This is a genomic window from Azospirillum sp. A26 (genome assembly GCF_042604635.1).
Taxonomy (GTDB): domain Bacteria; phylum Pseudomonadota; class Alphaproteobacteria; order Azospirillales; family Azospirillaceae; genus Azospirillum; species Azospirillum palustre.
Genome location: NZ_CP170476.1, coordinates 670,417 through 696,958, shown reverse-complemented (window position 1 = coordinate 696,958; position 26,542 = coordinate 670,417). Strand labels below are relative to the sequence as shown.

The 26,542-nt window shown below is 67.6% G+C and carries 24 protein-coding genes; 17 read left to right on the top strand and 7 right to left on the bottom strand.

The window, feature by feature from the left end:
* The first annotated feature begins 19 nt into the window (after positions 1–19).
* The 3 genes from cas9 (at position 20) to cas2 (ending at position 4,579) form a co-directional block, all read left to right on the top strand.
* Positions 20–3,256, top strand: coding sequence for a type II CRISPR RNA-guided endonuclease Cas9 (gene cas9, locus ABNQ39_RS34120; protein ID WP_376966870.1), 3,237 nt, complete (start codon positions 20–22; stop codon positions 3,254–3,256).
* 225 nt (positions 3,257–3,481) lie between these two features.
* Positions 3,482–4,240 (top strand): type II CRISPR-associated endonuclease Cas1, encoded by a 759-nt coding sequence (gene cas1 / locus ABNQ39_RS34115; RefSeq protein ID WP_376966868.1) that lies wholly within the window; start codon positions 3,482–3,484, stop codon positions 4,238–4,240.
* Between the two features lie 12 nt (positions 4,241–4,252).
* Entirely contained in the window at positions 4,253–4,579 is a 327-nt protein-coding gene (gene cas2 / locus ABNQ39_RS34110; RefSeq protein WP_376966866.1) for a CRISPR-associated endonuclease Cas2, read from the top strand.
* A gap of 330 nt (positions 4,580–4,909) precedes the next feature.
* On the opposite strand, the gene ABNQ39_RS34105 is transcribed toward cas2, so the two are convergent.
* Genes ABNQ39_RS34105 through ABNQ39_RS34095 form a run of 3 tightly spaced genes read right to left on the bottom strand, consistent with a single transcriptional unit; the run spans position 4,910 to position 7,463 of the window.
* Entirely contained in the window at positions 4,910–5,590 is a 681-nt protein-coding gene (locus ABNQ39_RS34105; protein WP_376966864.1) for a peroxidase-related enzyme, read from the bottom strand.
* Positions 5,587–6,009: a hypothetical protein gene (locus tag ABNQ39_RS34100; RefSeq protein ID WP_376966862.1), complete on the bottom strand. Its 423-nt coding sequence runs from the start codon at positions 6,007–6,009 to the stop codon at positions 5,587–5,589. Before ABNQ39_RS34100 ends, ABNQ39_RS34105 begins: the two co-directional genes overlap by 4 nt.
* Entirely contained in the window at positions 6,006–7,463 is a 1,458-nt protein-coding gene (locus ABNQ39_RS34095) for an NAD(P)-binding domain-containing protein (RefSeq protein WP_376966860.1), read from the bottom strand. Before ABNQ39_RS34095 ends, ABNQ39_RS34100 begins: the two co-directional genes overlap by 4 nt.
* Before the next feature lie 393 nt (positions 7,464–7,856).
* On the opposite strand from ABNQ39_RS34095, the gene ABNQ39_RS34090 reads away from it, so the two are divergent.
* From ABNQ39_RS34090 to ABNQ39_RS34050, 9 genes are all read left to right on the top strand, one after another.
* A complete protein-coding gene (locus ABNQ39_RS34090) occupies positions 7,857–8,621 on the top strand; it encodes an enoyl-CoA hydratase/isomerase family protein (protein ID WP_376966858.1) in 765 nt (254 codons plus the stop codon).
* Positions 8,614–9,402: a creatininase family protein gene (locus ABNQ39_RS34085; protein ID WP_376966856.1), complete on the top strand. Its 789-nt coding sequence runs from the start codon at positions 8,614–8,616 to the stop codon at positions 9,400–9,402. Before ABNQ39_RS34090 ends, ABNQ39_RS34085 begins: the two co-directional genes overlap by 8 nt.
* A gap of 113 nt (positions 9,403–9,515) precedes the next feature.
* Entirely contained in the window at positions 9,516–10,655 is a 1,140-nt protein-coding gene (locus ABNQ39_RS34080) for an LLM class flavin-dependent oxidoreductase (protein ID WP_376966854.1), read from the top strand.
* A 32-nt stretch (positions 10,656–10,687) separates the two neighbouring features.
* Complete coding sequence (locus tag ABNQ39_RS34075) at positions 10,688–11,476, top strand: enoyl-CoA hydratase/isomerase family protein (protein ID WP_376966852.1); 789 nt, start codon at positions 10,688–10,690, stop codon at positions 11,474–11,476.
* 1 nt (position 11,477) lies between these two features.
* Complete coding sequence (locus tag ABNQ39_RS34070) at positions 11,478–13,388, top strand: AMP-dependent synthetase/ligase (protein ID WP_376966850.1); 1,911 nt, start codon at positions 11,478–11,480, stop codon at positions 13,386–13,388.
* 21 nt (positions 13,389–13,409) lie between these two features.
* A complete protein-coding gene (gene ribB / locus ABNQ39_RS34065; protein WP_376966848.1) occupies positions 13,410–14,537 on the top strand; it encodes a 3,4-dihydroxy-2-butanone-4-phosphate synthase in 1,128 nt (375 codons plus the stop codon).
* Positions 14,538–14,655: 118 nt separating this feature from the next.
* Positions 14,656–15,153: a flavin reductase family protein gene (locus ABNQ39_RS34060; RefSeq protein WP_376966846.1), complete on the top strand. Its 498-nt coding sequence runs from the start codon at positions 14,656–14,658 to the stop codon at positions 15,151–15,153.
* A gap of 247 nt (positions 15,154–15,400) precedes the next feature.
* Entirely contained in the window at positions 15,401–17,218 is a 1,818-nt protein-coding gene (locus ABNQ39_RS34055) for a DUF1302 domain-containing protein (RefSeq protein ID WP_376966845.1), read from the top strand.
* A 111-nt stretch (positions 17,219–17,329) separates the two neighbouring features.
* Complete coding sequence (locus tag ABNQ39_RS34050) at positions 17,330–18,682, top strand: spinster family MFS transporter (protein ID WP_376966844.1); 1,353 nt, start codon at positions 17,330–17,332, stop codon at positions 18,680–18,682.
* A gap of 120 nt (positions 18,683–18,802) precedes the next feature.
* On the opposite strand, the gene ABNQ39_RS34045 is transcribed toward ABNQ39_RS34050, so the two are convergent.
* Entirely contained in the window at positions 18,803–19,789 is a 987-nt protein-coding gene (locus ABNQ39_RS34045; RefSeq protein WP_376966842.1) for a helix-turn-helix domain-containing protein, read from the bottom strand.
* Between the two features lie 131 nt (positions 19,790–19,920).
* Here ABNQ39_RS34045 and ABNQ39_RS34040 point away from each other — a divergent pair, with 131 nt between their 5' ends.
* Positions 19,921–20,421 carry an Lrp/AsnC family transcriptional regulator gene (locus tag ABNQ39_RS34040; RefSeq protein WP_244592227.1) on the top strand — a complete coding sequence of 167 codons (501 nt, stop codon included), beginning with the start codon at positions 19,921–19,923 and terminating at the stop codon, positions 20,419–20,421.
* 113 nt (positions 20,422–20,534) lie between these two features.
* The gene (locus tag ABNQ39_RS34035) at positions 20,535–21,659 is read left to right on the top strand and encodes an ankyrin repeat domain-containing protein (protein ID WP_376966839.1); all 1,125 of its coding nucleotides are present in this window, start codon (positions 20,535–20,537) and stop codon (positions 21,657–21,659) included.
* Here ABNQ39_RS34035 and ABNQ39_RS34030 read toward each other — a convergent pair.
* Entirely contained in the window at positions 21,647–22,012 is a 366-nt protein-coding gene (locus ABNQ39_RS34030) for a cupin domain-containing protein (protein WP_376966837.1), read from the bottom strand. The genes ABNQ39_RS34035 and ABNQ39_RS34030 overlap by 13 nt on opposite strands.
* Before the next feature lie 265 nt (positions 22,013–22,277).
* Here ABNQ39_RS34030 and parS point away from each other — a divergent pair, with 265 nt between their 5' ends.
* Positions 22,278–22,736 carry a type II RES/Xre toxin-antitoxin system antitoxin gene (gene parS / locus ABNQ39_RS34025; RefSeq protein ID WP_376966835.1) on the top strand — a complete coding sequence of 153 codons (459 nt, stop codon included), beginning with the start codon at positions 22,278–22,280 and terminating at the stop codon, positions 22,734–22,736.
* Positions 22,733–23,239, top strand: coding sequence for an RES family NAD+ phosphorylase (locus ABNQ39_RS34020; protein ID WP_376966833.1), 507 nt, complete (start codon positions 22,733–22,735; stop codon positions 23,237–23,239). Before parS ends, ABNQ39_RS34020 begins: the two co-directional genes overlap by 4 nt.
* 32 nt (positions 23,240–23,271) lie before the next feature.
* Here the strand turns inward: ABNQ39_RS34020 and ABNQ39_RS34015 are convergent, their stop codons facing one another.
* Together ABNQ39_RS34015 and ABNQ39_RS34010 are read right to left on the bottom strand one after the other, a co-directional pair.
* Positions 23,272–24,150, bottom strand: a complete 879-nt coding sequence (locus ABNQ39_RS34015) for a DMT family transporter (RefSeq protein WP_376966831.1) — start codon at positions 24,148–24,150, stop codon at positions 23,272–23,274.
* A 145-nt stretch (positions 24,151–24,295) separates the two neighbouring features.
* Positions 24,296–25,237 carry a GNAT family N-acetyltransferase gene (locus ABNQ39_RS34010; RefSeq protein WP_376966829.1) on the bottom strand — a complete coding sequence of 314 codons (942 nt, stop codon included), beginning with the start codon at positions 25,235–25,237 and terminating at the stop codon, positions 24,296–24,298.
* A gap of 261 nt (positions 25,238–25,498) precedes the next feature.
* On the opposite strand from ABNQ39_RS34010, the gene ABNQ39_RS34005 reads away from it, so the two are divergent.
* Complete coding sequence (locus tag ABNQ39_RS34005; RefSeq protein ID WP_376966827.1) at positions 25,499–26,542, top strand: tartrate dehydrogenase; 1,044 nt, start codon at positions 25,499–25,501, stop codon at positions 26,540–26,542.

Genomic DNA, 26,542 nt, shown 5'->3' with positions numbered 1-26,542 from the left:
TTCATAAGCGGACCATCCCATGCAGCCCTACCGCCTTGCCCTCGACCTCGGCACTGCTTCGCTTGGCTGGTGCGTGCTGGAGTTGGACCGCAGCGACCCACCCCGGCCGAAGGGCATCCGGCGCATGGGGGTGCGCATCTTCCCCGATGGACGCAACCCACAGGACAAGGCGTCGCTGGCGGTGGCGCGGCGGATCGCGCGGCAGATGCGGCGGCGCCGCGACCGGACGCTGGTGCGCCGGGCGCGGCTGATGGCGGCGCTGATCCGCTTCGGCCTGATGCCGGCCGACCGGGCGGCACGCAAGGCGCTGGAAAGGCTCGACCCCTATGACCTCCGCGCCCGCGGGCTGACCGGGCGGCTGGAGCCGCAGGAGATCGGCCGAGCGCTGTTCCACATCAACCAGCGCCGCGGCTTCAAGGCGATGCGCGGCACCGGCGACGAGGAGGAGGCCGGCAAGATCCGCTCCGGCATCGACCGGCTTGACATCCAGATGGCCGAGGCCGGCACCCCGACGCTGGGCGCCTTCTTCGCGTGGCTGCGCGCGAACGGGCGCAGCGTGCGCGCCCGGCTGGTCGGGCGCGGCGCCAAGGCGGAATATCCCTTCTACCCCGCCCGCCCGATGCTGGAGGCCGAGTTCGACGCGCTGTGGGCGGCGCAGGCACGCCATCACCCGGATCTGTTGACGGAGGAGGCGCGGACCACGCTGCGCCAGCGCATCTTCCACCAGCGCCCGCTGAAGCCGCCGCAGGTCGGCAAATGCTCGCTGATCCCGGAGGACGAGCGCGCCCCGCGCGCCCTGCCCTCGGCGCAGCGCTTCCGTCTCTACACCGAACTCGCCAACCTGCGCATCGTCCTGCCGGACCGCAGCGAGCGGCCCCTGACCATGGAGCAGCGCGACCTGATCCTGCGCGCGGCCCGCGCGAAGCCGGCCCGCAAGGCCATCACCTTCAAGGACATCCGCAAGGCGCTGAAGCTCGGCTCCGATGTCGGATTCTCGCACGAATCCACCCGCCGGCCGGAACTGGCGACCGACGAGACCGCGGCGGTGCTGGCCGACAAGAGGCGCTTCGGTCCGCGCTGGACCCGGCTGACCCTGGCCGAACAGGATGAGGTGGTCGAGCGGCTGCTGTCGGAAACCGACGACGGGGCGCTGATCGACTGGCTGACCGCGCGCTGGGATCTGGAGCCGGAGGCCGCCGCCGGCGTCGCCGATGCGCGGCTGCCCGACTTCCATCTGCGCATCGGCAGCAAGGCGCTGGCCGCCCTGCTGCCGGTGCTGGAGTCCGAATCGCGCGACGGAAGGCCCATCCGCTATGACGAGGCGGTGCCCGCCGCCTTCCCCGGCCTTCACCATTCCGACCGCCGGCCGGGAGAGCGGCTCGACCGCCTGCCCTATTACGCTAAGGTTCTGGACCGCCATGTCGCCTTCGGCACCGGCGAGCCCGGCGACCCGGAGGAGAAGCGGCTCGGCCGGCTCGCCAACCCGACCGTCCATATCGGGCTCAATCAGGTGCGGATCCTGGTCAACGCGCTGATCGAGCGCTACGGCCCGCCCCACGAGATCGTGGTGGAGCTGGCGCGCGATGTGAAGCAGACCCAGGAGAAGCGCCGCCAGAAGGAAAGGGAACAGGCGGAAAACCAGCGCAGGAACGAGGAGCGCAAGGCGCTTCTGCGCAGCGTCAACGCGCCGGTCAACGGCCGCACCCTGATGAAGCTCCGCCTGTGGGAGGAACAGGGCGGCGGGGTGAACCGCCGCTGCCCCTACACCGGCGAGACTATCGGGCTGGAGCTGCTGCTGTCGGACAAGGTGGACATCGACCACATCCTGCCCTTCTCCCGCACGCTGGATGACAGCGCCGCCAACAAGATCGTCTGCCTGACCGCCGCCAACCGCGACAAGCGCAACCTGACGCCGTACGAGCGCTGGCACGGCGACGAGGCGCGCTGGTCGCGCATTCTCGGCTGCGTCGAGGATTTGCCGGACAACAAGCGCTGGCGTTTTTCCGCCGACGCGATGAACCGCTGGGGTGAGGAGAAGGAGTTTCTCGCCCGCCAGATCACCGACACCCAGTATCTCGCCCAGCTGGCGCGGGACTATCTGCGCCATGTCTGCCATCCCGACCGCGTGCGGGTCTCGCCGGGGCGGCTGACCGCGATGCTGCGCCGGCGCTGGGGGGTCGATTCCATCCTGCGCGACCACAACCGCGAGGGCGGCAAGCCGCCGGTCGATGCGACCTTCGCCAAGAACCGCGACAACCATCTGCACCACGCGCTGGACGCGGCGGTGATCGGCTGCATCGACCAAGGCATGGTGCAGAGGCTGGCCCAGGCGGCATCCCGCGCCGAGGATCAGGGGCTCGACCGCCTGATGGACGACATCGGCGACCCCTGGGACGGGTTCCGCGACGAGCTGGCGGCGCGGGCGCGCGGCGTCACCGTCTCGCACAAGCCGGAGCACGGCACCGGCGGCCGCCTGCACGAGGACACCGCCTATGGCCCGACCCTGGATGCGGAGCGGGCGCTCGGCTTCAACCTCGTCTACCGCAAACCGCTCGACGGGTTGCCGGAGAAGGAGGTCGCGCGCATCCGCGACCTCGACCTGCGCAAGGCCATGCAGGAGCGCGTCGCCTTCCACCGCGGCGGCCCCGACCGGCTGGACGCCAAGCAGGCGGTGGCGAAGGCAGCGGAGGCTCTGGCGGCGACCGCCCCCTGGGCCGGCATCCGCCGTGTCCGCCTGCTGGCCAAGGAAGCCGATCCGATCTGGCTCGCCGGGCCGGACGGCACCCCCTACAAGGGGCTGATCGCCGGCGACGTGCACCACATCGACATCGTGGCCCTTGCCGACGGCCGCTGGACCGGCCGCGCCGCCACCCTGTTCGAGGCGCACCGCACCGCCCTGCCCGACGGCCGCGCCGCCCCCTATGTGCCGGCCGGCGGCGAGCGCTTCGTCATGCGCCTGCACAAGGGCGATCTGGTCAGGCTGGAGCATGACGGGCGGCAGCGCATCATGCGCGTGGCCCGGCTGGAGCCCGCCAACAACCGCCCGCGCATGGTCGAGCATGTCGATGCGGGAGAGCTGGACAAGCGCCACGCCGATCCGGACGACCCGTTCCGCTGGCTGATCGTCGCCTTCGACAAGCTGCGCACGCGCAAGGCGCGGCGGGTGACCGTCGATCCGCTGGGCACAGTGCGCGATCCCGGCTTTCCGAAATGGGCGGCGCTGCCCGTGTCCGGCGCTGCGGAGCCCCCGCCATGACCGGCCGCATCGTCGAGATCGGCGAGGATGGCCGCCACCTGTCGCTGTCGCGCGGCTTCCTAGTGGTGGAGGCGCAGGGCCGGGAGATCGGGCGCGTTCCGCTCGACGACATCGGCGCGGTGGTGGCCAACGCCCATGGCCTGACCTACAGCAACAATCTCCTGCTGGCACTGGCGCAGCGCGGCATCGTCGCGGTGCTGTGCTGTGCTGTGCGGACCGAACCATGTGCCGGCGGCGTTCCTGTGGCCGGTGGACGGCCATCATGTGCAGGCCCAGCGCATGCGCGCCCAGCTCGACGTTTCGGCGCCGCAGGCCAAGCGGCTGTGGCAGCTGCTGGTGCGCGCCAAGGTCCGCCAGCAGGGCGCGGTGCTGGAGGCCCGCGGCGCGGCCGCCGGCGCGTTCGAGGCGCTGGCCCGCAAGGTGCGCTCCGGCGACCCCGACAACATCGAGGCACAGGCGGCGCGCCGGTACTGGCCGCTGCTGTTCGGCAACGGGTTCCGGCGCGATTCGGAGGCCGGCGGCGTGAACGGCCTGCTGAACTACGGCTATGCCATCCTGCGCTCCACCGTGGCGCGGGCGGTGATGGGGGCTGGGCTGCACCCGACGCTCGGCCTGTTCCACCGCAACCGGTCCAATCCGCTGTGTCTGGTGGACGATCTGATGGAGCCGTTCCGCCCCTTCGTGGACCTCGCCGTCACCCGGCTGGCCGACGCAGGCCATGATTCGGTGACGCCGGACGCCAAGCGTTTCCTGGCGCTGGTGCCGTCGCTCGACCTGCCGACGGCGGAGGGCACGACGCCGCTGTCCACAGTGGCGATGCGGGCGGCGACATCGCTGGCGCAGGCCTATGAGAAGGGAGAGGCGGTGCTCGACCTTCCCGCCGGCGACGGGAACCGGGCATGGGCGCCGATGCCGCTGGAATGGCCCGCTCCCCCGCCGGCCCCAACCCCGCCGGCCCCATCCAAGACGCCGCAACCGGCATGACGGGAGGCGGCCATGTTGAGCGGATACCGGATCATGTGGATGATGGTGCTGTTCGATCTGCCGGTCCTGACCAAACGCGAACGCAAGGCCGCGACGACCTTCCGCAAGTTCCTGCTGGACCAGGGTTTCGAGATGTCGCAGTTCTCCGTTTACCTGCGCCATTGCGTGGGCAAGGAGCAGTCGGAGGCGCTGACCCGCCGGATCGAAAAGGCGGTTCCCCCCACCGGCAAGGTTCATATCGTCTTCATCACGGACAAGCAGTACGAGACCATCGTCTGCTTCGACGGCCGTGTCCGTCAGCCCTCCCGGAAAAATCCGGAGCAATATGTCCTGTTCTGACCGCCCGGGAGGCGGAATCCAGCCAGGGAAAAGGTGGGATAAGGCTTTCTTTTCAAGGCCTTACCCCACCGCGTAGTGTAGCCGACGGGAAACTGAGGTCCAGCCGCAACGATCCTCGTTAGCCGAAGGCAGCGAAGCCGAGTGTAGCCGATGGGAAACTGAGGTCCAGCCGCAACTGGCGGCAAATGCCAGTGGTGCCGAACTCTCGCATTGTAGCCGACGGAACGCTGCGGTCCAGCCCCAGCATCCGGGTCCATTGAAGACCCGGACGGCCGAACCGCGGCCCGACCGCCGCTGCGGACAGGCCTTTCGGTCCGGCCAAGGCTCCGTTCAGCGTACGGCCTCGCCCAGGCTCAGCATCAGGCGGTTGGCCCAGGCGAAGATCGCGACCGCCAGGACCAGATCCAGGATCTCGCCGTCCTCCACTCCGGCCCGGCGAAGCGTTGCGACATCCTGCGCCGTCAGGGCGGCCGGCGTGGCGGTCAGGCGGGCGGCGGCCTGGGCGATGGCCTGCCGGCGCGGATCGTCCTGGCCGGCAATCCCCTGCGCGAACAGCAGATCGACCGCGTCCCTGCCGCCGGTCAGCTCGACGAAGCGGCGGGCGTGGACGGAGGCGCAATAGACACAGCCGTTCAGCACCGATTCCACGGCGGTCGCGAACTCGCGCTCGGCCCGGGGCAGGCCGCGCGGGGCGTACATGATGCCGTTGAACAGCGGCGTGCGGTGAAGAAGCGATTCCGGCTCATGCGCCAGCACCAGCGAATAGGCGCCGATGGCGATGTTGGACGGCGTCACCGCCAGAGCGAGCCGCTGCTCCTCCGTCGCATCCTCCAGCACCACGGGGGGCAGCCAGGGCTTCCAGTCCAGCAGGTCGGTGGTGAAGCCGATGTCCGCATCGACCGGCACCGGCGCCCCGGCGGGCAGCGGGCCGGACGACGCTTCCGCCGCCACCCCCGCCGCATCCCCCGCCAGCGCATGCAGTCCGGCCAGCAGGCGGACCTGATAATTCACCAGTGCGATCGTTGCGACAGCGCGACGATGCCATGCGCATCCAGCCCCGCCGCCTCCAGCACGCCCAGATGCTCCGGCCGGGACTCGCGCGGGGACCGGGTGACCCGCTCCGCATGGGCGACCAGGGCCGGGCGGGCCTCGGCGCCGGCGGCGAGCCCGCGGTAATGGGCGGCGAGCGCGTCGTTGCCGGCCAGCGCCGCGATGCGCTGCGCCACCGCGGCGCGCTCGGCGGCCGGAAACAGGCCGGGCCGCCGCGGCGCCAGCAGGGCATCGTGCGCCGCCTGGGTGCGGCTGCGGATCTCCGCCCGGCGGGCGCGCAGGGCCAGCAGCGGGGAGGCGTCGGACAGGCCGGCCAGCCGGTCGATCAGGTCGGGGGCGACCGGGGCTGCCCCGTCGGCGGTGGCGCTGCTGGCGGTCATTGGAAATCCTCCGCTTCGGTCCATTCGTCGCCCAGCAGTTCCGGCGTCTCGAACCCGATCAGCCGCTGCCAGTGCTCATCGTAATCCTCGGTGAACAGCGCCGCGGTGATGCTATCGGCCAGGCGTTCCGCCCCGGCGCTGATGCCGGGGATGTCGCCGGTCACCTTGCCGTGGCTCAGCACCGCGGCATAGTTGAAGGCATGGATGCGGTTCAGCCAGGGCGCCTCGCCGGGCGTGCGCTCAAGGAACTCGAAATCGGCGCCGAGATAGGGATGCTGGGCAAATTCGCCGGCCTCATGGCCGGGAAGGACATAGCGGTCGCGCCACAGCAGGGTGTGGCGGGCGATCTCCGCCAGTTCCGGCCGCTGCTGCCAATCCAGCGCGAAGCCGGTGGCGAGGATGACGTGGTCGACCGTCACCGTGCCGCGTCGGGTGCGCAGGACCAGACGGCCGCCCTCGGCCTCCGCCGCCTCGACGGCGCAGCCGGTCAGCAGCGAGAAGTTGGGATGGCGCGAGCAGCGCAGCATGGAATTGTGCGGCGCCGGCACGCCGGTGTCGGCGATGTACTGGTTGTAGGCCCAGCGCCGCTCGTCCGACAGGGTGTGGAAGCCGAGGACGATGCCGGGATGTCCGGCGCCCAGGCTCTTGTTGATGCGCGGCAGCTCCGCCCGGCGGATCAGCATGTAGACCTTGGCGGCACCCCGCTCCAGCGCCTCCGCCGCATTGTCCACCGCACCGGCGCCGGCACCGAGCACCGCCACCGTCCTGCCCTTCAGGCCGTCGAAGTCGATGGGCTCATGGGCATGGCTCCAGAACCGCTTGTCCACCGCCTTCCAGAAGGCCGGGACGAAGGGGCCGCCCAGGCCGTCGCGCCCGTTCGCCAGGATCACCCGGCGCGCCCGCACCCGCTGCCGCCCCTCCGGACCGTCGAGGTCGAGGGTCACGCCGTCGGCATCGCCGGAAATCGCCGTCAAAGCGGTGTCGTTCCGCACCGGCGCGCCGGTGACGCGGCGGTACCAGGTCAGGTACTCCAGCCATTGCAGACGCGGAATGCGGAACAGCGCGTCCCAGGCGGTGCGGCCGAACTGTGCCTCGAACCAGGCACGGAAGGTCAGGTTGGCGAAGCCCAGCGCCGGACCGGTCAGCGTCTTGGGCGACCGCAGGGTCTCCATGCGGGCGAAGGTCCCCCACGGCCCCTCGCGGCCGGCAGGCGCCCGGTCGAACAGCCGGACGTTGGAGATGCCGACCTTGCGCAGGGCGAAGGCGGCGGTCAGCCCGGCCATGCCGGCGCCGACGATGGCAACGTCGAGAACGCCGTCTCGCGTCGGCACCCAGTCGGCCGGCGGCAGGGTGAGCAGGTCGAGATCGCGGGCGAGCCGCGCCTCCAGCTCCTCCAGCGAGCGGGGGCCGGGGTCTGCAACGGTGGAAGGCACGGCGGGGTTGTCCTTGGTCATCGGAAGATGGGTCCTGTCGGAAATGCTGCGTCGGGCGGACGGCGTCAAGCGGGCGGCGTCGGGCGGCCTGGGCACCGCCCGGATAGGCGTCGCGACTCTGCGGGTCGCGGGCGAGGTCGGCGTTCTGTTCCACCATGAAGATGCTGACGCCCTGCCGGTCGATGGCCTGGATCATCTCCAGCACGCGGTCGATATGCAAGGGCGACAGGCCCATCAGAGCGCGGGCCATCGCCACCCGACGGCGGGAGCGCGCGGCATCTTCGGCCGTCAAACACTCAGGTCACGCCAGAACATCCTTTCACGGGCGGGCTCGCGGGGTGTCTTCGGAAGAACCCTTCGAGGGGCACGCGCTAACCTCGGCCGGCACTCCTGCACGATCTGAAAGGATGCAAGATGCTGAGGATGGATCGTTTATCCACGACGCTGGTCCGGCTGACTATGGACAGGCCGCCCGCCAATGCGCTCTCCTTCGACCTGATCCAGGCGCTGGCGGACGATCTCGCCCGGTTCAGGGCGGAGGCCGACGCGCCGGCCGTGATCCTGACCGGCGCCGGCGAGCGCTTCTTCAGTGCCGGCGGCGACATTCGCGAAATCGTCGCCAGGGCGGACGCCGCGGTCCCGCGCATGCGCGCCTTCCACCGGCTGCTCGTCGCGCTCGAAGGCTATCGCTGCCCGCTGCTGTGCGCCGTCAACGGCTATGCGGTGGGCGGGGCGCTGGAGCTGCTTCTGTTCGCGGACCATGTCGTGGCGAGCGAAGGGGCCAGGTTCGGCTTTCCCGAAATCAATCATGGGCTGCTTCCCGCCGCGAAGGGCATGCGGCAGGCGATGGACCGCCTCGGGCGCCGGGCTGCCGAGCGTCTCCTCTATTCCGGGGATCTCGTTTCGGCGCAGGAGGCGCAGGCGATGGGCCTCGTCGATGAGGTCGTCGGTTTCCACGAGCTTCAGGACCGGACCCGTGCCGTCGCCGAGACCCTTCGCCTGAAGGACATGCATCTGTTCTCGGCGATCAAACGGACCTTCGCCGATGCGCCGCGGATGACCGACGAGGAGCTTGAGGCGCGCACGCTCCGCGACATGCAGGATTACCTGAATCGCGGCGAGACGGCCGCGGCGCGTGACCGGTTCCTCCAGCGCAAGGCGGGGCAGCAAAATGGCTGACGGCGATCATCTCCGGCTTGAGTTCATGACCTCGCCCGAGGTCGCTCTGGCCATTGCGGGCGGCACCCGGACCATCGTCATCCCCTGCGGGGCGGTGGAGCAGCACGGACCGCATCTGACCCTCAGCGTCGATGCCGACCATGCCGACCATCTCGGCATCCTGGTGGCGAAGGGCGTGGGACACGCGCTGGTGGCGCCGACCATCAGGGTCGGCTGCTCGTCCCACCATCTGGCATTCCCCGGCACGATCTCGTTGCAGGACAGCACCTTCGAAATGATCTGCCGGGACTACTGCACCAGCCTCGCGAAGCACGGGTTCGAGCGCATCCTCATCTTCTCCGCCCATGTCGGCAATTCCCCGCCCTTGGCCAAAATGCTGCCGCGCTTGCGGGCTGCGGTGCCGGCCTCCTGCCGCGTCTTTGCCTTCACCGATGCGAAGGCGTGGCTGGAGTGCTGGCGCGATGCGGTGAAGGAGGCGGGCGGCGAGCCGATCAGGGTCGGCGGCCATGCCGATATCGCCGAAACTTCGCTGATGCTCGACATCCACCCGGGGCGGGTGCGCACGGAGCGCTACGAGGCCGGAAGGCTGGGGCTGCTGTCGCAAGGCGATCTGGAGCTGATGTGGCGCGACGGGCTTGCGGCGGTCAGCGCCAACGGCATTCTCGGCGATCCCACCGGTTCCTCGGCGGCCATCGGCAGGCATTGCATCGAGCGCATCGCCTCGCTTCTCGTCGAGAGCTTTTCCCAGGACGACCCAGCCGGTCGTTCCTACACAAAATAATGTTCTGAGCACGCAGTCCGTATGGCGGATCTTCGGCAGGTTCTGCCGCCGGCTTCATGACAAGCTTCCAAGCATCGAAGAGGCATCCCAAACAAACCCGAGAGGGCATCCAAATGGCAGTCAAGTTCGGCTTCTGGTCCGAGCAGGAAACTCTGGTCGGCCAAAGCTATTCGCGCCGGCTTCATGAGCTTGTCGAAGAGGCGGTGTTTGCCGAGAAGATGGGTTTCGACATCGTCAGCCTGTCCGAGCAGCATGTCGCCTTGGGCGGGATCTCCAGCTCGGCCCCCGAAGTCGTGTATGGCTACCTCGCGGCGGTCACGTCCCGCATCCGGCTGAGGCCGGCGGTTTCGCTGATGCCCAAGAAGATCAACCACGCGCTGCGCACGGCGGAACGGGCCGCCGTCACCGATATCCTGTCCAACGGCCGCATGGAGCTGTATTGCGGCCGTGCCAACACCACCATCGCCATGCGCGCCTTCAATGTGGAGCCGGCGGAAACCCTCGAGCAGATGGAAGAGGGGATCGCGCTGATCCGCGAAGCCTTCAGCAAGGACATCTTCACCTTCGAGGGCAAGCATTATCAGGTTCCGCCGCGCATGCTGGTGCCGAAGCCGGTCCAGAAGCCCTATCCGCTGATGGGCATCGCGGCGACCAGCGAGCGCAGCCATGTCTGGGCGGCCCGCCAGGGGCTCGCCGTCCTCAGCCACACGCTGTACCAGGGCTGGGACGCCCAGGCGAAGATGGTCGAGGCCTACCGGTCGAACTGGCAGCGGGATCCGAACGGCCCGCTCGACCGTCCGCGTCTCGGCATGCCGGTGTTCCTCGGGATCGCCGAAACCGATCAGGCGGCGAAGGACATCTATGCCGAGCCGCTGATGCAGTATGCCCGCATCTCGACCGACGCCTATCCGCGGCTGGCGAAGATCGCCGACGACTACGCCTACATGGGGGAAGGGCTGGAGGCGCTCCAGCGCGCGGCCACCGACTGGGATTATCTGCTCAACGACTCCGCCAGTCTGGTTTGCGGCAGCCCGGATACCGTCATCCGCCAGCTGGAACGCTTCATCGAAACCGGCGCCGAAGAAATCCTGTTCCACATCGACTCTGTCTCGCACGCCGAGATCATGAAGGCCATCGAGCTGGTCGGGCGCTACGTCATCCCGCATTTCAACGACCGCAACAATGTGGTGCGTCCGACCGACGAGATCCTCGACCAGATCCGCAGGATGCGGACGGTGAACGCCTCGGCCTGATCCCCTCTCGACCGATCTGAAGAGAGTCTCCCATGACCGACAAGACCTATAGGGGCCTGCTCGTCGAGAAGCGCGCGAGCGGCGTGGCCATCGTCACCCTGAACCGGCCGGAAATCCTCAACGCCATCGACTGGCCGATGCATGCCGCGCTGGAAGAGCTGTTCGCGGACCTCGACAACGACCGGGCGGTCAAGGCCGTCGTCCTGACCGGTGCCGGTCGCGGCTTCTGCTCCGGCGGCGATCAGACTGCGCTCGATGGCGATCTGGGGCCGATTTCGCCCACCCGGTCCGGGCGCCATCTCATCCGCAACATGCTCGAACTGGAATGCCCGCTGATCGCCGCGGTCAACGGCGTCGCCGTCGGGCTGGGCGCCACGCTCGCCCTGTTCTGCGACGTCGTCTTCGCCGAGCCCTCTGCCCGCTTCGCCGACACGCATGTGACGGCCGGCGTCGTCGCCGGGGACGGCGGCGCGGTGATCTGGCCGCTGCTTCTGGGGCCGGTGCGGGCGAAGCATTATCTGATGACCGGGGACTTCATTTCGGCGGAGGAGGCGGCGGCGGCCGGCATGATCAACAGGGTCGTGCCGGAAGGAACCGTCGTCGAGCATGCGGTCCGCTACGCCGAGATGCTCGCCTCCGGCCCCCGCGACGCCATCGCCTGGACCAAATACGCCGTCAACAAGCTGATCAAGGAACAGGTGCACCTGAATCTCGACGCCGCCGGTGCGCTCGAGATGCTCACCTTCCACAGCCCGGAGCGCAAGGAGGCCGTCGCCGCCTTCCGCGAGAAGCGCAAGCGCTTTGCAGAAGGCGGCAATTGAGATGGGCGGGCCGCAGTCCCTGTTCCCGCCCGTCTTGCCCTCAACCGCCTCATCCGCCATCGACCCTCCACCGGCCGCGCATGAGGACGCGACGCTGCCGTCGCTGCTGCGCGACCGCCGGGACGGCAGGGGCGAGGCCGTGGCGTTCTTCCAGAAGCGTGCCGGCACGTGGCACGCCACCACCTGGGGTGAATTCGCCAGGGACGCCGCGGCGCTTTCGCGTGCCCTCCTCGATCATGGTCTGGAGAGGGGGGACCACGTCGCCATCATGGGCGACATCTCGCAGGACTGGGTGGTCGCCTACATGGCCACGGTCTGTGCCGGCGGCGTGGCGGTCGGAATCTATTTCACCTCTTCGACCGAGGAGGTGGAGTATTTCCTGGAGGACTCGGGAAGCAAATTCGCCTTTGTCGCCGGAGAGAAGGAACTCGCCGTCCTACTCCGCAGCCGGCAGGCGGAGAGCTTGAAGAAGATCGTGGTCTTCGATCCGGCGGCTCCGTCATCGAAGACCATCGTCTCGCTGCCGCGGTTTTCCGCCTCGTCCTCCTCCGACTGTGCGTCGCTGCTCGACGAGCAGGCCGGCAAGGCGCGGGCGGAGGACAATGCCAGCATCGTCTACACCTCCGGCACGACCGGCAATCCCAAGGGCGCGATCCTCACCCACCGGTCGCTGATCGAGGGGCTGTTGACCACCCGAGGCTTTTGCCCGGCGCTTTTCCGCGAACCCCAGCGGGTGGTCGTCCATCTCCCGCTCTCCCATGTCGTCGGGCTCGGGCAGGGCATCGTTCTTCCCCTCATCGGCGAGGTCACGCCCTATTTCGGCGAGACCGGAGCGGACTTCGCGACGACGATCCGCGACGTGAGGCCGACCTACTGGATGGCGCCGCCGCGCTTCTATCAGCGCTACGCCGCCGAACTGGTCAGCAGGATCAATGCGTCGGCCACGGTCGGCAAGAAATCCTACCGCTTCGCGATGTCCATCGCCCAGAAGGCGCTGGCGGACCGGCAGGCGGACGGCCCGGACGATCCCTTCCTCCAGGCGCTTTTCGCGACCTGCCGCGACCAGGTCTTCCTGCCGCTCCTGGCGGAGATCGGGCTCGATCAACTCAGATACCCCTACACCGCCTCCGCGCCGATGCCGCCGGACGTCGTGAAGCTGTGGCAGACCTGGGGGGTGAACCTCAAGGAGGTCTATGGTCAGACCGAACTGGTCGGAGCGAACACCGGGCAGATGCGGGACTGGTCGAAGCCCGGCACCATCGGCGTTCCGATTGCCGATCCGCGCTGGAAGACGAGGATCGCCGGCGACGGCGAAATGCTGGTGACGGGCCCCGGCCTGTTCACGGGCTACCTGAACAAGCCCGACGACACGCTGGAGGCTCTGCGCGACGGATGGCTCCACACCGGCGACATCGTCGAGGTCCGGCCCGATGGCCAGCTGGCGATCATCGACCGGAAAAAGGAGATCATCAACACCTCCGGCGGCAAGTCGATCAGTCCGGCGCAGATCGAGAATGAGCTGCGGCGGAGCCCCTACATCTCGGAAGCCGCGGTCTGCGGCGACGGGCGGAAATACCTCGTGGCGCTGATCGAGGTCGACCGCATCGCGATGACCGACTGGGTGAAGGGGCGGAACGAAACGATCAGCGATTACTCGGATTTCTGTTCGTCGGAAGCGGTGATCCACCTGATCGAGGGGGAGGTCGCCAAGGCGAACCAGAGGCTGGCGCCCGTCGAGCAAATAAAGTCGTTCCGGATCCTTCCCGAAGAGCTGTCGGCGGAAAACGGCGTCATGACGGCGACCCGGAAAAAGCGGCGCAAGGTGCTGAACGAGCGGTACGCGGCGCTGATCGATTCGCTCTACGACGACTCCGAGGATTCGCTGATCCGTCAGGCGCTGTCCAACCTGTGATGCGGTGATCGGAGGAAGATCATGACGATGCTGCCCTGCCCCCCACGCCATCCCTTTCTGTCCTCCACGGCGGAGATCATCGAAGAGGCCCGCAACGGCCGAATGTTCATCCTCGTCGATGACGAGGATCGGGAGAACGAGGGCGATCTCGTGATCCCGGCGCAGATGGCGACGCCCGAGGCGATCAACTTCATGGCGTCGCATGGCAGGGGCCTGATCTGTCTGGCGCTCGGCAAGGAGCGGATCGAGCAGCTCGGCCTCAGATTGATGAGCGCGGAGAACGGCACCCGCCACCGGACGGCCTTCACTGTTTCCATCGAGGCGCGCGAGGGGGTGTCCACCGGCATCTCCGCGGCGGACCGCGCGCGGACGGTGGCTGTGGCCATCGACGCGGCCAGGGGACCGGAGCATATCGTCTCGCCGGGGCATGTCTTTCCCCTGGTTTCCCGGCCCGGCGGCGTGCTGGTCCGGGCAGGACATACCGAGGCGGCGGTTGATGTCGCGCGCCTTGCCGGGCTCAACCCGTCGGGCGTGATCTGCGAGATCATGAAGGAGGACGGGACGATGGCCCGCCTCGACGATCTCGTCTCCTTCGCCCGGCGTCACGGGCTCAAGATCGGCACGATCCGCGACCTGATCGCCTTCCGCCGCCGCCACGATCACGAGGTCGAGCGTGTCGTCACCACGAAGTTCGACAGCCGATGGGGCGGCGAGTGGAGCGCCATCACCTTCCGCATCAAGGCCATCGAGACGGAAGCGATTGCGCTGGTGAAGGGCGTGATCGACGACAGGCCGACCCTGGTGCGCATGCACGCGCTGGACATCCTGTCGGACGTGCTCGGCCAGACCGGCGACCGCGGCGACATCGTCGCCCGCTCCATGCAGGAGATCGCCGCCGAAGGGAGGGGCGTGATCGTGCTGTTCAACCGCGATGTGCCGCTCTCCCAGCTTCTGCGGGTGAAGGCGGGGGAGCCGTTCGTCGACAAGGCGGAACTGCGCAACTACGGCGTCGGCGCCCAGGTTCTGGCAGACCTCGGCATTCACGACATGATCCTCCTGTCGAACTCGCAGCATGTCCCGGTGGCACTGCGGGGCTATGGGCTGAACATCGTGGAGCACCGGATGCTGCCGGTGGCCCCTGCCCCGTAGCGCAGCGTCTCCCACACGGATGCCGGACGGCCGATCCCGCCCGTACCGGCGGCATGCCCTTCCACCGCCTTGCGTGAGGTTCACCATGTCAGGACAAGATTTTTCCGTTGCGGACCATGTGGAGACGACCGTTTTCAAAAATGCGTTGCGGGCTGTGGTGGGGTCGGTGTCGATTGTGGCGTCGGGCCAGGGTGCCGACAGGCGTGGCCTGACCGTCACCGCCGCGGTGTCCCTGTGCGTCGATCCGCCGATGGTTCTTGCCTGCATCAACCGCAGCGCAGAGGCCCACGACGTCATTCTCCGGACCGGCGCCTTTTCCTGGAACGTCCTGTCCGCCGATCAGGTCCAACTGGCGGAGCGCTTCGCGGCGCTGGACGGCAGCAAGGGCGCCTCCCGCTTCTCCCCCGCCGACTGGGATGAGATGGCTACCGGGGTTCCGGTCCTTCGCCAATCCGTTTGCAGCTTCGATTGCAGACTGCAGGACAGCGTGGAAGTCGCCACCCATACGATCATGATCGGTGCCGTCGTCGCCCAGAGTCACGATCAGGACAGGGTCCCGCTGATTTACTCGTTGGGCAGGTTCGGCCGAATCGAACATTTTGAATCCGCCAAATAGGACGGATTCTCCGCGTTCCCATCACCGCATCTTTTGTTTTGTCCGGTGACGAAGCCTGTCTTCCGCAAGGGGAGAGGGTCATTCGAAGTCGAGCCTTGCCGCTCCACCCTCGGATGCGATTGCCCTGCATCAGGAGCAATGCCGAGTTCCTTCAAGGAAAAATGGAAGTCCGAACCCTGGCCCGTCCGGAAAGATCGGGGACGGACTTCCTTGTCTCAACTCCAATAAATCTTCGCAGGGAGCAAATATGGGAGACATAATTCTGCCGGCACCCCGTGCCGCGTGGTGGACAGGCCTTGGCATTCGCCGGAAAGCGGCGATCCTTGCCGCCTTGTCGATCTCCTGGCCGGCGCATGCCTGGGAATTCAAGGAAGGAGACTGGTCGGGGGGCATCCGGGCCGTGGTCACCGTCGGAACGGCCATCCGCGCCAGTCCCATCGACCCGTCGCTGGTTCCCGCCGGTGACGGCGCACGACTCCGGCTTGACCATGCGGCGCCGGGCGGCGTCAATTCCGACGACGGGAACCTGAACTATCGCAGGGGAGACCCGGTTTCCAGCGTCGCCAAGGGGTTGGTCGAGTTCGAGGCCAACAACGCCGACGGCTGGGGCGTCTTCACCCGCGTGAAGGGCTGGTACGATCACACGCTTGCCGAGGGGCATGTCGCGCTGGGCAACCTGCCGAACGATTATGCCGGCGGTCCGTTGTCCGACCGCGGCTTTTCGCAGGGCGCCAGGTTCCGCGGCATCTCTCTTGCCGATGCCTACGTCAAGGGGCAGTTCTCCGCCGGCGGGCTGCCCATCTCGTTCAAGGCGGGCCAGCAGACCGTCGATTGGGGACCGGCCTTCACCATTCCCGGCGGCCTCCGCGACATCAACCCGCGCGACTTCGCGGCCTTGTCCCGGCCGGGCTTGCAGCCGCAGGAGGGAGCCAAGCCGTTCCTGGCGCTGTCGGGCAAGGTCGATCTCTCGTCGGCCGCAAGCCTCGAAATCTTCTATCAGCTGCTGTCGGCGACATCGACGCAGCCCGGTTGCGGAACATTCGCCGCCACCGCCGATTACGCCTCGCCGGGTTGCGACAGGGTCATGGTATCCAACGCCTTGTCCTCCGCCGAGGGGCTGGCGACCGGCCGCTTCCTGAAGCGCGGCAGCGACGGGACGGCGGGCGATGCCGGCCAGTTCGGTATCGGCGGCTCCTATCTGGTGCCGGACATCGGCACCAGATTTTCGCTCCACTTCACCAACGTCCACGCGCGGACCGGCTATGTCGAGGCCGACCGGACCGGCCGGACCGGCGCCATCTTCCTGCCGGGAGATCCGGACGGTTTGAATCCGGCCTATCGGTTCCAGTACCCGAAGAACATCAGAATGCTGTCCGGCAGCTTCGCCACCAGCGTTCCGTCGATGAAATTGCGGGTCGCGGGTGAACTCGACCATAAATTCAACCAGCCGCTCGCCTTCAACGCCCCCGATCTGTTGCAGGCGGCCGTGAGCGGAACCGGTGTGCTGGCCCGGGATTTCGCCCTGGTGCCCCGGGGCGGGCCGTTCGCCGGTTACGAGCGCTTTCACGTCACCCAGGGGCAGCTCGCCGCATCGGGCGACATCGGCAGCGTGATCGGCGGCACCCTGACCCTCGGCGGCGAGGTCGGCGCCAAATATGTCCACGATCTGCCGGACCCCAATTTCCGCCGCTATGGCCGGTCCGACATCTTCGGAACCGGCCCCAACAACGGCGTCTGCGCGGCCGGCGCCGATCCCAAGGCCTGCACCACCAAGGGCTTCGTGACGCCGTTCTCGTGGGGCTATCGCCTTCAGGCGAGCCTGAGCTATCGGGACATTCTGCCGGGGGTGAACCTCAAGCCGTCCGTCGCCTTCGCCCACGATGTCAACGGAACGTCCTATGACGGCGCGTTCAACCAGGGGCGCCAGATCCTCCGGCTCGCCCTCGATGGCACGGTCAAGGACAGCTATCTCTTCAACCTGACCTACCAGACGACCCTCGCCGGCCCCTACGACCCGCGCGCCGACCGTGACGTGTTTCTCGTCAGCACGGGCGTCAAACTCTGATCGCATGCCGAGCCGTCTGCCGGCCGCATCGATTCCCCGCACCTCCCGACAGCGCGTTCCGACCGAAACCGACCCGGCCCCCCTGTGCCCGGTCTTTTTGGAGACTGCCGTATGACCGACGACGCAACGACCACGGTGTCGGTGCCGCAGCCGATTGGCATGACGATCCACCATCGGCGCTATGCCCTGACCATGCTGTTCCTCATCTACATGCTGAACTTCGTCGACCGTCAGATCGTCAACATCCTGGCGGAACCGATCAAGCGCGAACTCGGTCTCATGGACTGGCAGCTGGGATCCCTGACCGGACTGTCCTTCGCCATCTTCTACGCGACGCTGGCACTTCCCATCGCGCGGTGGGCGGAGCGTGCGAACCGGGTCAGGATCGTCGCGCTGTCGGCGATCACCTGGAGCCTGTTCACGGCGGTCTGCGGCGTGGCCCAGAACTTCACCCAGCTGTTCCTCGCCAGGGTCGGCGTCGGTGTCGGCGAGGCGGGCTGCACGCCGGCGTCCCAGTCGCTGATCAGCGATTACACGACACGGGAGAAGCGGGCCTCGGCGCTGGCCTTCTTTTCCATGGGCATTCCGGCCGGTTCGCTGGTCGGGATGGTGGTCGGCGGCCTGATCGCGGACAGCCTCGGCTGGCGCGCCTCCTTCGCGCTGGTCGGGGTACCCGGCATCGCCCTCGGGCTGCTGGCCTATTTCACGCTGCCCGAGCCGCGGACATTCTCCGTCGCGGCCAGCGGAGCGCAAAGCACGCCCAGCCTGAGGGAGGCGCTGTCCGAACTCGGCGGGAAGCGGACCTACATCTGGCTTACGGTCGCGATGGTGGCCATGAGCTTCGGGATTTACAGCAATCTTGCCTTTCAAAGCTCCCACTTCCTGCGCAATCACGCCGAAGGATTGGGCATCCTGGCGGCCAGACTGCACGATCTCACCGGGATTCAATTGGGCCCCACCGGTTTCCTCGGCACGGTGCTGGGCCTGATCGTCGGCATCTGTGGCGCGGCCGGCACCTGGCTGGGCGGCCGGGCGACGGATCGCGCGGTGGCGCGCGGCAGCCTGAACGCCTACGCGACCATTCCGGCCGCCGCGGCCCTGTGCCTGCCCTTTGCGCTTTTCGCGACGTATCTCACCTCGAACACCGTGGCGGCGCTTTGCCTGATGGGGTTGCCGATGCTGCTGCAATCCATTTATTACGGCCCCATCTTTGCAGCGGTCCAAAGCCTGGTGCGTCCGCGCACCCGGGCGACGGCCACCGCCATCTTCCTGTTCTTCGCCAATCTGATCGGGCTTGGCCTTGGACCGCTGACGGTCGGCCTGATCAGCGATGTTCTCGCGCGGTCGATGGGGTCCGGCGACGGCATCCGCTGGGCGCTGATCAGCACGTCGCTCGTCTATGTCCTGGCGGCGATGGCCTTCATGGCGGCACGAAAGACCATCAGGCGGGACATCGTGAGCTGACAGGGTAAACAACGGCAGCCATCCCCGCGGGGACCGCAATCCCGGTCCCCGACCGCACCGGCGGCCCTCGATCCCGACAGTCGGATCGAGGGCTGTCAGCATGAGAAGGGGGATGCCGCCTCAGTTCGTTCCGCCTTCGGCCCGGTCCTGCAAATACCGGCGCGGAGGCTGCCCCATGTGTTTCCTGAACATGGCGGTGAAGGCGCTCGGAGAATCGTATCCCAGCTCCTGGGAGATCGCCTGCACGGTGGCGCCCATCGACATCCGTTGGACGGCGATCACGATGTGGAGCTGCTGGCGCCACCGGCCGAACGACATTCCCGTCTGTTTCTGGATCAGCCGGGCCAGGGTGCGCTCGCTCATGGCGACCGTTGCCGCCCAGTCCCGGATGGTCCTGCGGTCGTCCGGCGCCTCCAGCAGCTGGGCGGCGATGCGCTGGATCCTGGGATGGTTGGAAACCGGGAAGTGGAGCGGCTCCGCCTTCATCTGGGCAAGCTCGTCCAGGATGACCTGGACCAGACGGCTGGTTGGACCTTCCAGGGGATAGAGCGGTGGCAGGTTGGCCAGGTGAAAGATCATCTCGCGCAGCATCGGGCTGATCGAAAATGTCGCGCAGGATTTCGGCAGGGGTGAAATCCCCGGATTGATGAAGACGCAGTATGACCGGCCCTTGTCCGACATGGAAATGCTGTGGGGAATCTCTCCCGGAATCCACACCGCTCCATTGGATGGGACAATCCGAAGCCCGTCGAGCGTCCGGCACATGACCGAGCCTTCCGCCGCCACCACCAGCTGGCCTTTCCGGTGCCGGTGGATCGGCAGCTCGTCGTCATCCACATTGCGCCGGACAAGGAAAGAGACCAGCGGCCGGGCAAACTCGTCGGGATCCTCAGGGGTGAAGCTGATGCGCAGGCCGGTTGGATCCCACGCCATCGGGAGAGCATCGCCGGTCACCGGGGCTTCCGGCCACTTCGCACCAATCCGCGCACTCTTCGGCAATGTTGCGGCCTCCGTGCTGTTCGAAGCGGACCTCGGTCCGAGTTTGACAGTTTCGCGACATAAAATGGCAATCCTGTAGATTCTGCCATTGGTTGGGCTCGGATACACTCTGCCGTATGCACAGTCGAATGGCGGAAGGGAATGCGCGCTGCACTCAAATAGGTTTGTTCCGCGGAATTTCCTGCCGTTCTTCGCTTCGGTTCCAGGACAGGCCGTCAAGACTACAACAGGGAGTCATCATGATGAACACGTTGACGCTCGACCGAACGGACATCAAGATCCTCAACGAGCTGCAAAAGGACGCAAACCTGACGAACGTCGAGCTTGCCGGCAGAATCAATCTCTCCCCCTCGCCCTGCCTTACACGGGTGAAGAAGCTGGAGCAGACCGGCATCATCGACCGGCGGGTCACCCTTCTGAATCCCAAGGTGATGGGGCTGGAAATCAATGCCTATATCCAGGTCAAGCTCGACAAGCAGCCGCAATCGGCGCTTGAGAATTTCCGCGATGCCGTCGAGCGGATTCCCGAGGTGATGGAATGCAACTGGATGACGGGCGACTGCGATTTCCTTCTGCGCGTGATCGTCCGGGATGTCGAGGAGCTGGAACATCTGATCGCCAGCAAACTGTCGAAAATAGAGTTCGTCTCCACCATCAGGTCCAATCTGGTGCTGAAGCAGATCACCTATAAGACGGAGCTGCCGATCAGCACATCGCATGCCATAGTCATTCGCTTCTGACAGCGTCAGCCTTGAAAGTGTTGCGGCGGCGCGGAGGCGATTTATGCTGGTCGCCGGCAGGATGCCGATGCATCGGCATCCTGCCGGCCTCCTTCAGATCCGAGAGAGTTGCTGTGGCGAAGGCGAAACGAAAGACGCTGCCGAAGGATTTCGAAAGCCTGTTGAGGACGGGCGACGTCGAGGCGCTGAAGACGGTTTTCGACGGCTGCGACGTGAATGCCCGCGGCGGCGTGTTCAAGCAGACCGCCCTCGCCTTCAACGAATGCCCCGACGCGCTCGCCCGCTGGCTCGTCGAGCATGGCGCGGATGTCTCCGCGCCCGACAGTTACGGCGATACCCCGCTTCATGCGCGCTCCGGCCACTGGCAAGGCCGGATCGACATTCTGTTGGATCTCGGTGCTGACGTGCACAGCGGCGAGGCTGCGCGCGGCACGCCGCTCCACAAGGCGGCCGCGGTCGGCAATCTGCGGGCGGTCGAGCTGCTGCTGGCCCATGGCGCGCGTGTCGATGCGCTCGACGGCAACGGCCAGACGCCGTTGGCCTACGCGTTGCGGCGCTGCGCCAACAGCGACATCCGGCGGGTGGAAGCCGCCGCCCAACTGCTGGTGGCCGCCGAGCGCCGGACGGCAGCGGCCAAGCCGAAATCCCTGCTCGGCCGCCTCCTCGGCAAGGGCGGTGACGACGGGACCGTGGCGACGCCGGAGATCGCCGCCCTGGTGGAGCGCATCGGCCAACAGTTCGAATTCCATCGCGCCGGATACAACCCGGACGACGTGGAGGCGACGGGTGCCGCGCTGGACCGGCTGTATGCGCTATTCGGCGTGACGCCTGTTCCGCGCCGTGTGATGCATGACGGCAGATCGCCTGTCGTCGCTACGGCGGCCCGCTGGGAAGACCGGTACCGGGAGCTTTGGGACCTGCTGGTGCCATCGGCCGGTCCCGCGGACACCGTGCAGGGCGAGGTCATCCGCATCGCAGGCAGGATCAACGACGAGCTTGAACGCAACGGCGGCGTCAACTGGGATGCGGAGTATCGCAAGATGGCCGACGCCTTCCTGCACCATGTCCGCTCCGCCACCCCCCTGCCCGAATCCGCGCTGTCGGAGGCCGACCTGACGATCGCCGAGGCGAAGGCCGGGATCGGCGACGACAGCGTCCGGCTTCGTGCGCTCGCCGTCGAGTGGGTGGCGTTGAACCCGGCCCCCCTGCCGCTGCCAGCGCCGGCCTACCGGCGTTGAGAGCGCGGCTCAGCCGTCGAGGTCGGTTCAACGCCCTGTGTCGTCGGGGACGACACGACGAGAAAATGCACGTCCGCGCCGCTGTCGTTCCGGGCCTGATGGCGGCTTCCCGGCGGAATCTCGATCCCGGACAGCGCCGTGATCAGGTGGCGGGTTCCTTCCAGCTCCATCGTCAGTTCACCGGAGAGCACATAGAAGAACTGGCGCGCCTTGCCGTGGACATGCCTGCGCTCCGCCGTGCCGGCCGGCATCCGCTCCTGAATGACCATCATGTCCGGAGAGGGGGAAAGCACCCATCCGTCGCAGCGGTCCCCCCAGTTGTAATGCTCCGCGTTCTCAACGCTGCGCTTCACGGTCGCCTCCGGCCAACATCGGTTTTCCTCACTCTTCGGCTCGTGCCTGAGCATCGGGACAGACCATCGGGCAGACCGGATCGGTGCCCGCCGCGACGCCCCTTTCAGGGCTTTGGATCACAACAGCTCCATGCTGGGAAGTCCATTTCCGGATCCGGACCGCGAGGTTCCGTCACCCAGGGGGTCCGCTTGAATCCCTTTGCGTCACGTGTCACATTGAGAACGACACATGACGGAGGATGCCATGCCCGCGGCCGGAGCACGCATGGGACAGGGTGAGACAGGAGCCTATCAGCGGGTCACCGACCTGCTCGGCGGTCCGCGGGTGTTCAAGCGCCCGGTGGTGACGCAGCTGGATGCCCACAACGCCATTAAGACCGGCTTGCCGGGCGGCGCGCTCTACCATCTCGTGACCCACCTGCGGGTCCTCAAGCCGGCGAGCATCGAGTTTGCCGTGGGGATGAGCGTGCGCACCTACCAGCGCCGCAAGGGGGCGCCGGACAAGCCGCTCAGCCCCGAGCAGGGTGGCCGGACCTGGAAGCTTGCCGAAATCCTGGCCCAGGCCTCCGAGGTCTTCGGCTTGCAGGAGGAGGCCGAGCAGTGGCTGGAGCGTCCGGCCATCGGGCTGGACGACAACCGTCCGCTGGATTTGCTGGACACCCCCGCCGGGGTCGAGATGGTCGAGGATTACCTGGGGCGGATGGCTTCCGGGGTCTACACGTGACACCCTTGCCGGCGGCTCTGGGCGGCACCGAGCTGGTCGCGTGGCGTCTCGACCCGGAGCCCTTCCGCACGAGCTGGGACAGCGGCGAAGGAGCCTACCGCTTCGGCGGGCGCTGGAACAGCAAGGGGGTCCGCGCCGTCTACTGCTCTCTCGACCCGGCGACCGCGATCCTGGAGGTCGCGGTGCACAAGGGCTTCAAGGCCTTGGACACGGTGCCGCATGTGCTGACGGCGCTGACCGTCACGGACCCCGCCGCCGTCCATGTGGTCACCCCGGCCGACCTGCCCAATCCCAACTGGCTCCGTCCCGGCATCCCCAGCGTCGGCCAGCAGCAGTTCGGCGATGCCCTGCTGAATGGGCACAAGTTCGTCCTGATCCCGAGCGCGGTGTCCCCGCACAGCTGGAACCTTCTGTTCGCCGCGTCTGCGGCGGCGGGGGCGTACAGGATGCGCTCCCAGGAACGGTTTGCCCTGGACACGCGGCTGCACCCGCCGCCGCCCTGACGAGAGGGGGGAGGTCCACACCCGCCTGCTTCTCAGCGGGCGGGCCGCAGTGCTTCGGACCGGGCCGTGAACCGGCCGGCCAGCGGGACCGCCAGGGCGGAGGCGGCGATGACGAAGGCGCCGGCAAGGCTGACCGGCGAGGGCAGCAGACCGAAGATCGCCGCGTCGAGGATCAGCGCCCACAGCATGGCGGTGTAGTCGAAGGGCGCCTGGGTCGACACTGTCGCCCGGGCCATCGCCTCGGTCATGGTGATGTGCGCCAGACCGCCGGAGACGCCTGCCCCGATCAGGCAGGCCAGGGAGAACCCGGTCGGGACGATCCAGCCGAAGGGCCAGCTCGCCAGACCGCCGAGCGCGCACAGGAGGGCGAAATAGAAGGCGATGGTTCCCGGTGCTTCGGTCGCGGTCAGCGTCTTGATCTGGACCCGCCCCGCCGCGGTGGCGAACGCCATCGCCAGCCCGGCCGCAACCCCGATGAGGGTGCCGCGGTCCGGCGTCGGCCCTTCGAAGGCCGGCACCAGCATCAGCACCACGCCGGCGAAGCCGACCAGCGCCGCGCCGATGGCCACCGCGCCCGGCCGTTCGCGCAGGAACAGCATGGCGGCCGGCACCGTCAGCAGCGGAGCCAGGAAGCCCAGCGCGGTCGCCAGCGCCAGCGGCAGATAAGCCAGCGAGACGAAGGAGAGCACCATCGCCATGCCGCCATAGAAGTTGCGCTTCAGGTGCCCGACCGGCTGCCGCGTCCGGAGGGCCGACGGAAACTGCCGGCGCCACATCAGGTAGGCGATGATCGGCGGCAGCGCGAAGGCGCTGCGGAAGAAGACGATCTGCCCGACCGGAGCCTCGACGGAGGCCAGCCGGACGAACAGGGACATGACGACGAACAGCCCGGCCGACACCAGCCGGAGCATGATCCCGGCGCCGTTGCTGGAAGAGGGAGGGGAAGACGTGGCGGGGAAGGGTTCGGGCACGGAGTTAGCATGAGAGCCGGCGGAGGGTTCCGGCGTCTGTCCCGGCATGATCGGCGCATCCTTTTTTATAAAAGCCGGTGGCGGCTCAGCCCAGGGCCTGGGTGGCGAGTGCATAGGTGACGGGACGGTCCGGCGCCCGCGTCGATGGATCGGTCAGCGGCGCACCAAGCGACATGGTCAGCACCGTGTCGTGAATCCTCAAGCCCGACCGGGCGACGAACAGCGGGAAGGTCCCTTCGTCCAGATGGGTGTCCAGGCGCAGGAAGCGTCCGTCATGCTCGTCCACATGGGGCCGGACCACGGCAATCGCATCCTCGTCCGTCCCGGCGACCGCCGGACCGACGACATGCCCGCGGCCGAAGGGACGGCAGAGCGCAAAGGCAACCAGAGCGCCGTCACGTTCCAGGCCATAGCCGACCGACTGCCCGAACAGCCGCGCCATCAGCCCGGCCCGTGAATTTCCGAAGGCACGTTCGTCCAGCGCCGTCACTGCCGCGAGATCCGCCGCCTCCAGCCGCCGCACCGCCTGCGCGGGCATGGGCGCGGCGTGCTCGCTCCGGCGCGCCTCGCCCTGGCATTGGAACACGGTCCGGTGGCCGATGAAGCCGAGCGACCGGTACAGCGCCAGCGCCGCACGGGTGGCGTTGAGCCGGTAGGTCCGCCCCGCCGATGCCGACAGCACCCGTTTCATCAGCCAGTCGCCGACCCCCAGCGCTTGCAGACGGGGCGAGGTCATGACCATGCCGATGGTGGCGAAATCGTCGCCGTGGGGGAACCACATCGCCGATGCCAGAACGCGGTCGATCTCGTCCAGCGCGACGAAGCCGTGCCCGACCTCGCGCACGAACTGCCAGTCCTCCGCGCGATGCGGCCAGCCGACCGAGATCGACAGCGCGTGCAGGCGCTCAAGATCGATGTCGGCGATGTCGGCCATCCGCATGTCGAAGGCGTCGACGGTCCGGGAGCCCGGTAACGCACCGTCCCCCACCCCATCCCCAACCCCGTCTTTTATGCCGCTCTCGCTCAACGCTTTTTCCTCCCCGGATTTTCCATAACGCGAGGCAGTGCTCCCTTGGGTCAACCGGCACGCCTGAACCATCCGGCGCTCCCCGAGAATACCGGAGCCGCAGCCGCACAAGTCACCGCAAAGCACCGGGCCGGCACAACAATCAACCAAATCGCCCATGCATTCGGCACGGAACGGAGCGACGGCCGGATAAGATCGTACCTGCCGCAACCGCCAGGGCCGATCGGCCTGCAATCCAATGAAAAAGACAGGGAACGTTCGATGAAGACCCACAACATTGCGATCATCAAGGGCGACGGCATCGGGCATCCCGTGGTCGACGCGGCCTGGGAGGTGTTGCAGGCCGTGGCAAAGCCGTCGGGCTTCGCGCTGACCGGCACCGAACTGCCCTGGTCCTGCGCCCATTACAAGGAAACCGGCGTGATGATGCCGGCCGACGGCATCGACAGCCTGCGCAAGTATGACGCCATCCTGCTGGGTGCCGTCGGCTGGCCGGCGGAGGTGCCGGACGCGGTGTCGCTGCACGGGCTGCTGCTGCCGATCCGCAAGGCGTTCGACCAGTATGCCAATGTCCGCCCGCACCGGCTGCTGCCGGGGGTGGAGGGTCCGCTGCGCCGCGGCGGCTTCGACATCCTGTGCATCCGTGAGAACACCGAGGGCGAATATGCCGGCGCCGGCGGGCGCATCCATCAGGGGACGCCGCAGGAGGTTGCGGTGGAGACCGGTGTCTTCACCCGCATGGGGGTGGAGCGGATCCTGCGCTTCGCCTTCGCCCAGGCCCGCGCCCGGCGCGGCAAGCTGGCCTCCGTCACCAAGTCGAACGCGCAGAAATACTCGATGGTGTTCTGGGACGAGATCACCCGCCAGCTGGCCGCCGAACATCCGGACGTCGAGGTCACCAGCTATCACGTCGATGCCATGGCGGCGCGCATGGTGACGGCGCCGGAGAGCCTGGACGTCGTCGTCGCCTCCAACCTGTTCGGCGACATCCTCACCGATCTGGGGGCGGCGATCCAGGGCGGGCTGGGCTTCGCCGCCTCGGCCAACCTGAACCCCGACCGCAAGGCGCCGTCGATGTTCGAGCCGGTGCACGGATCGGCCCCCGACATCGCCCATCTCGGCATCGCCAACCCCATCGCCGCCATCTGGTCGGGTGCCATGATGCTGGAGCATCTGGGGGAAAAGGCCGCCGCCGACCGCGTCATGGCCGCACTGGGCGACACCACGGGCCGCGGCATCGGCACGGTGCCCGGCAAGGACAGGACGGACGCGATCACCGCCGCCGTGCTGTCGGCCCTGTCGTAA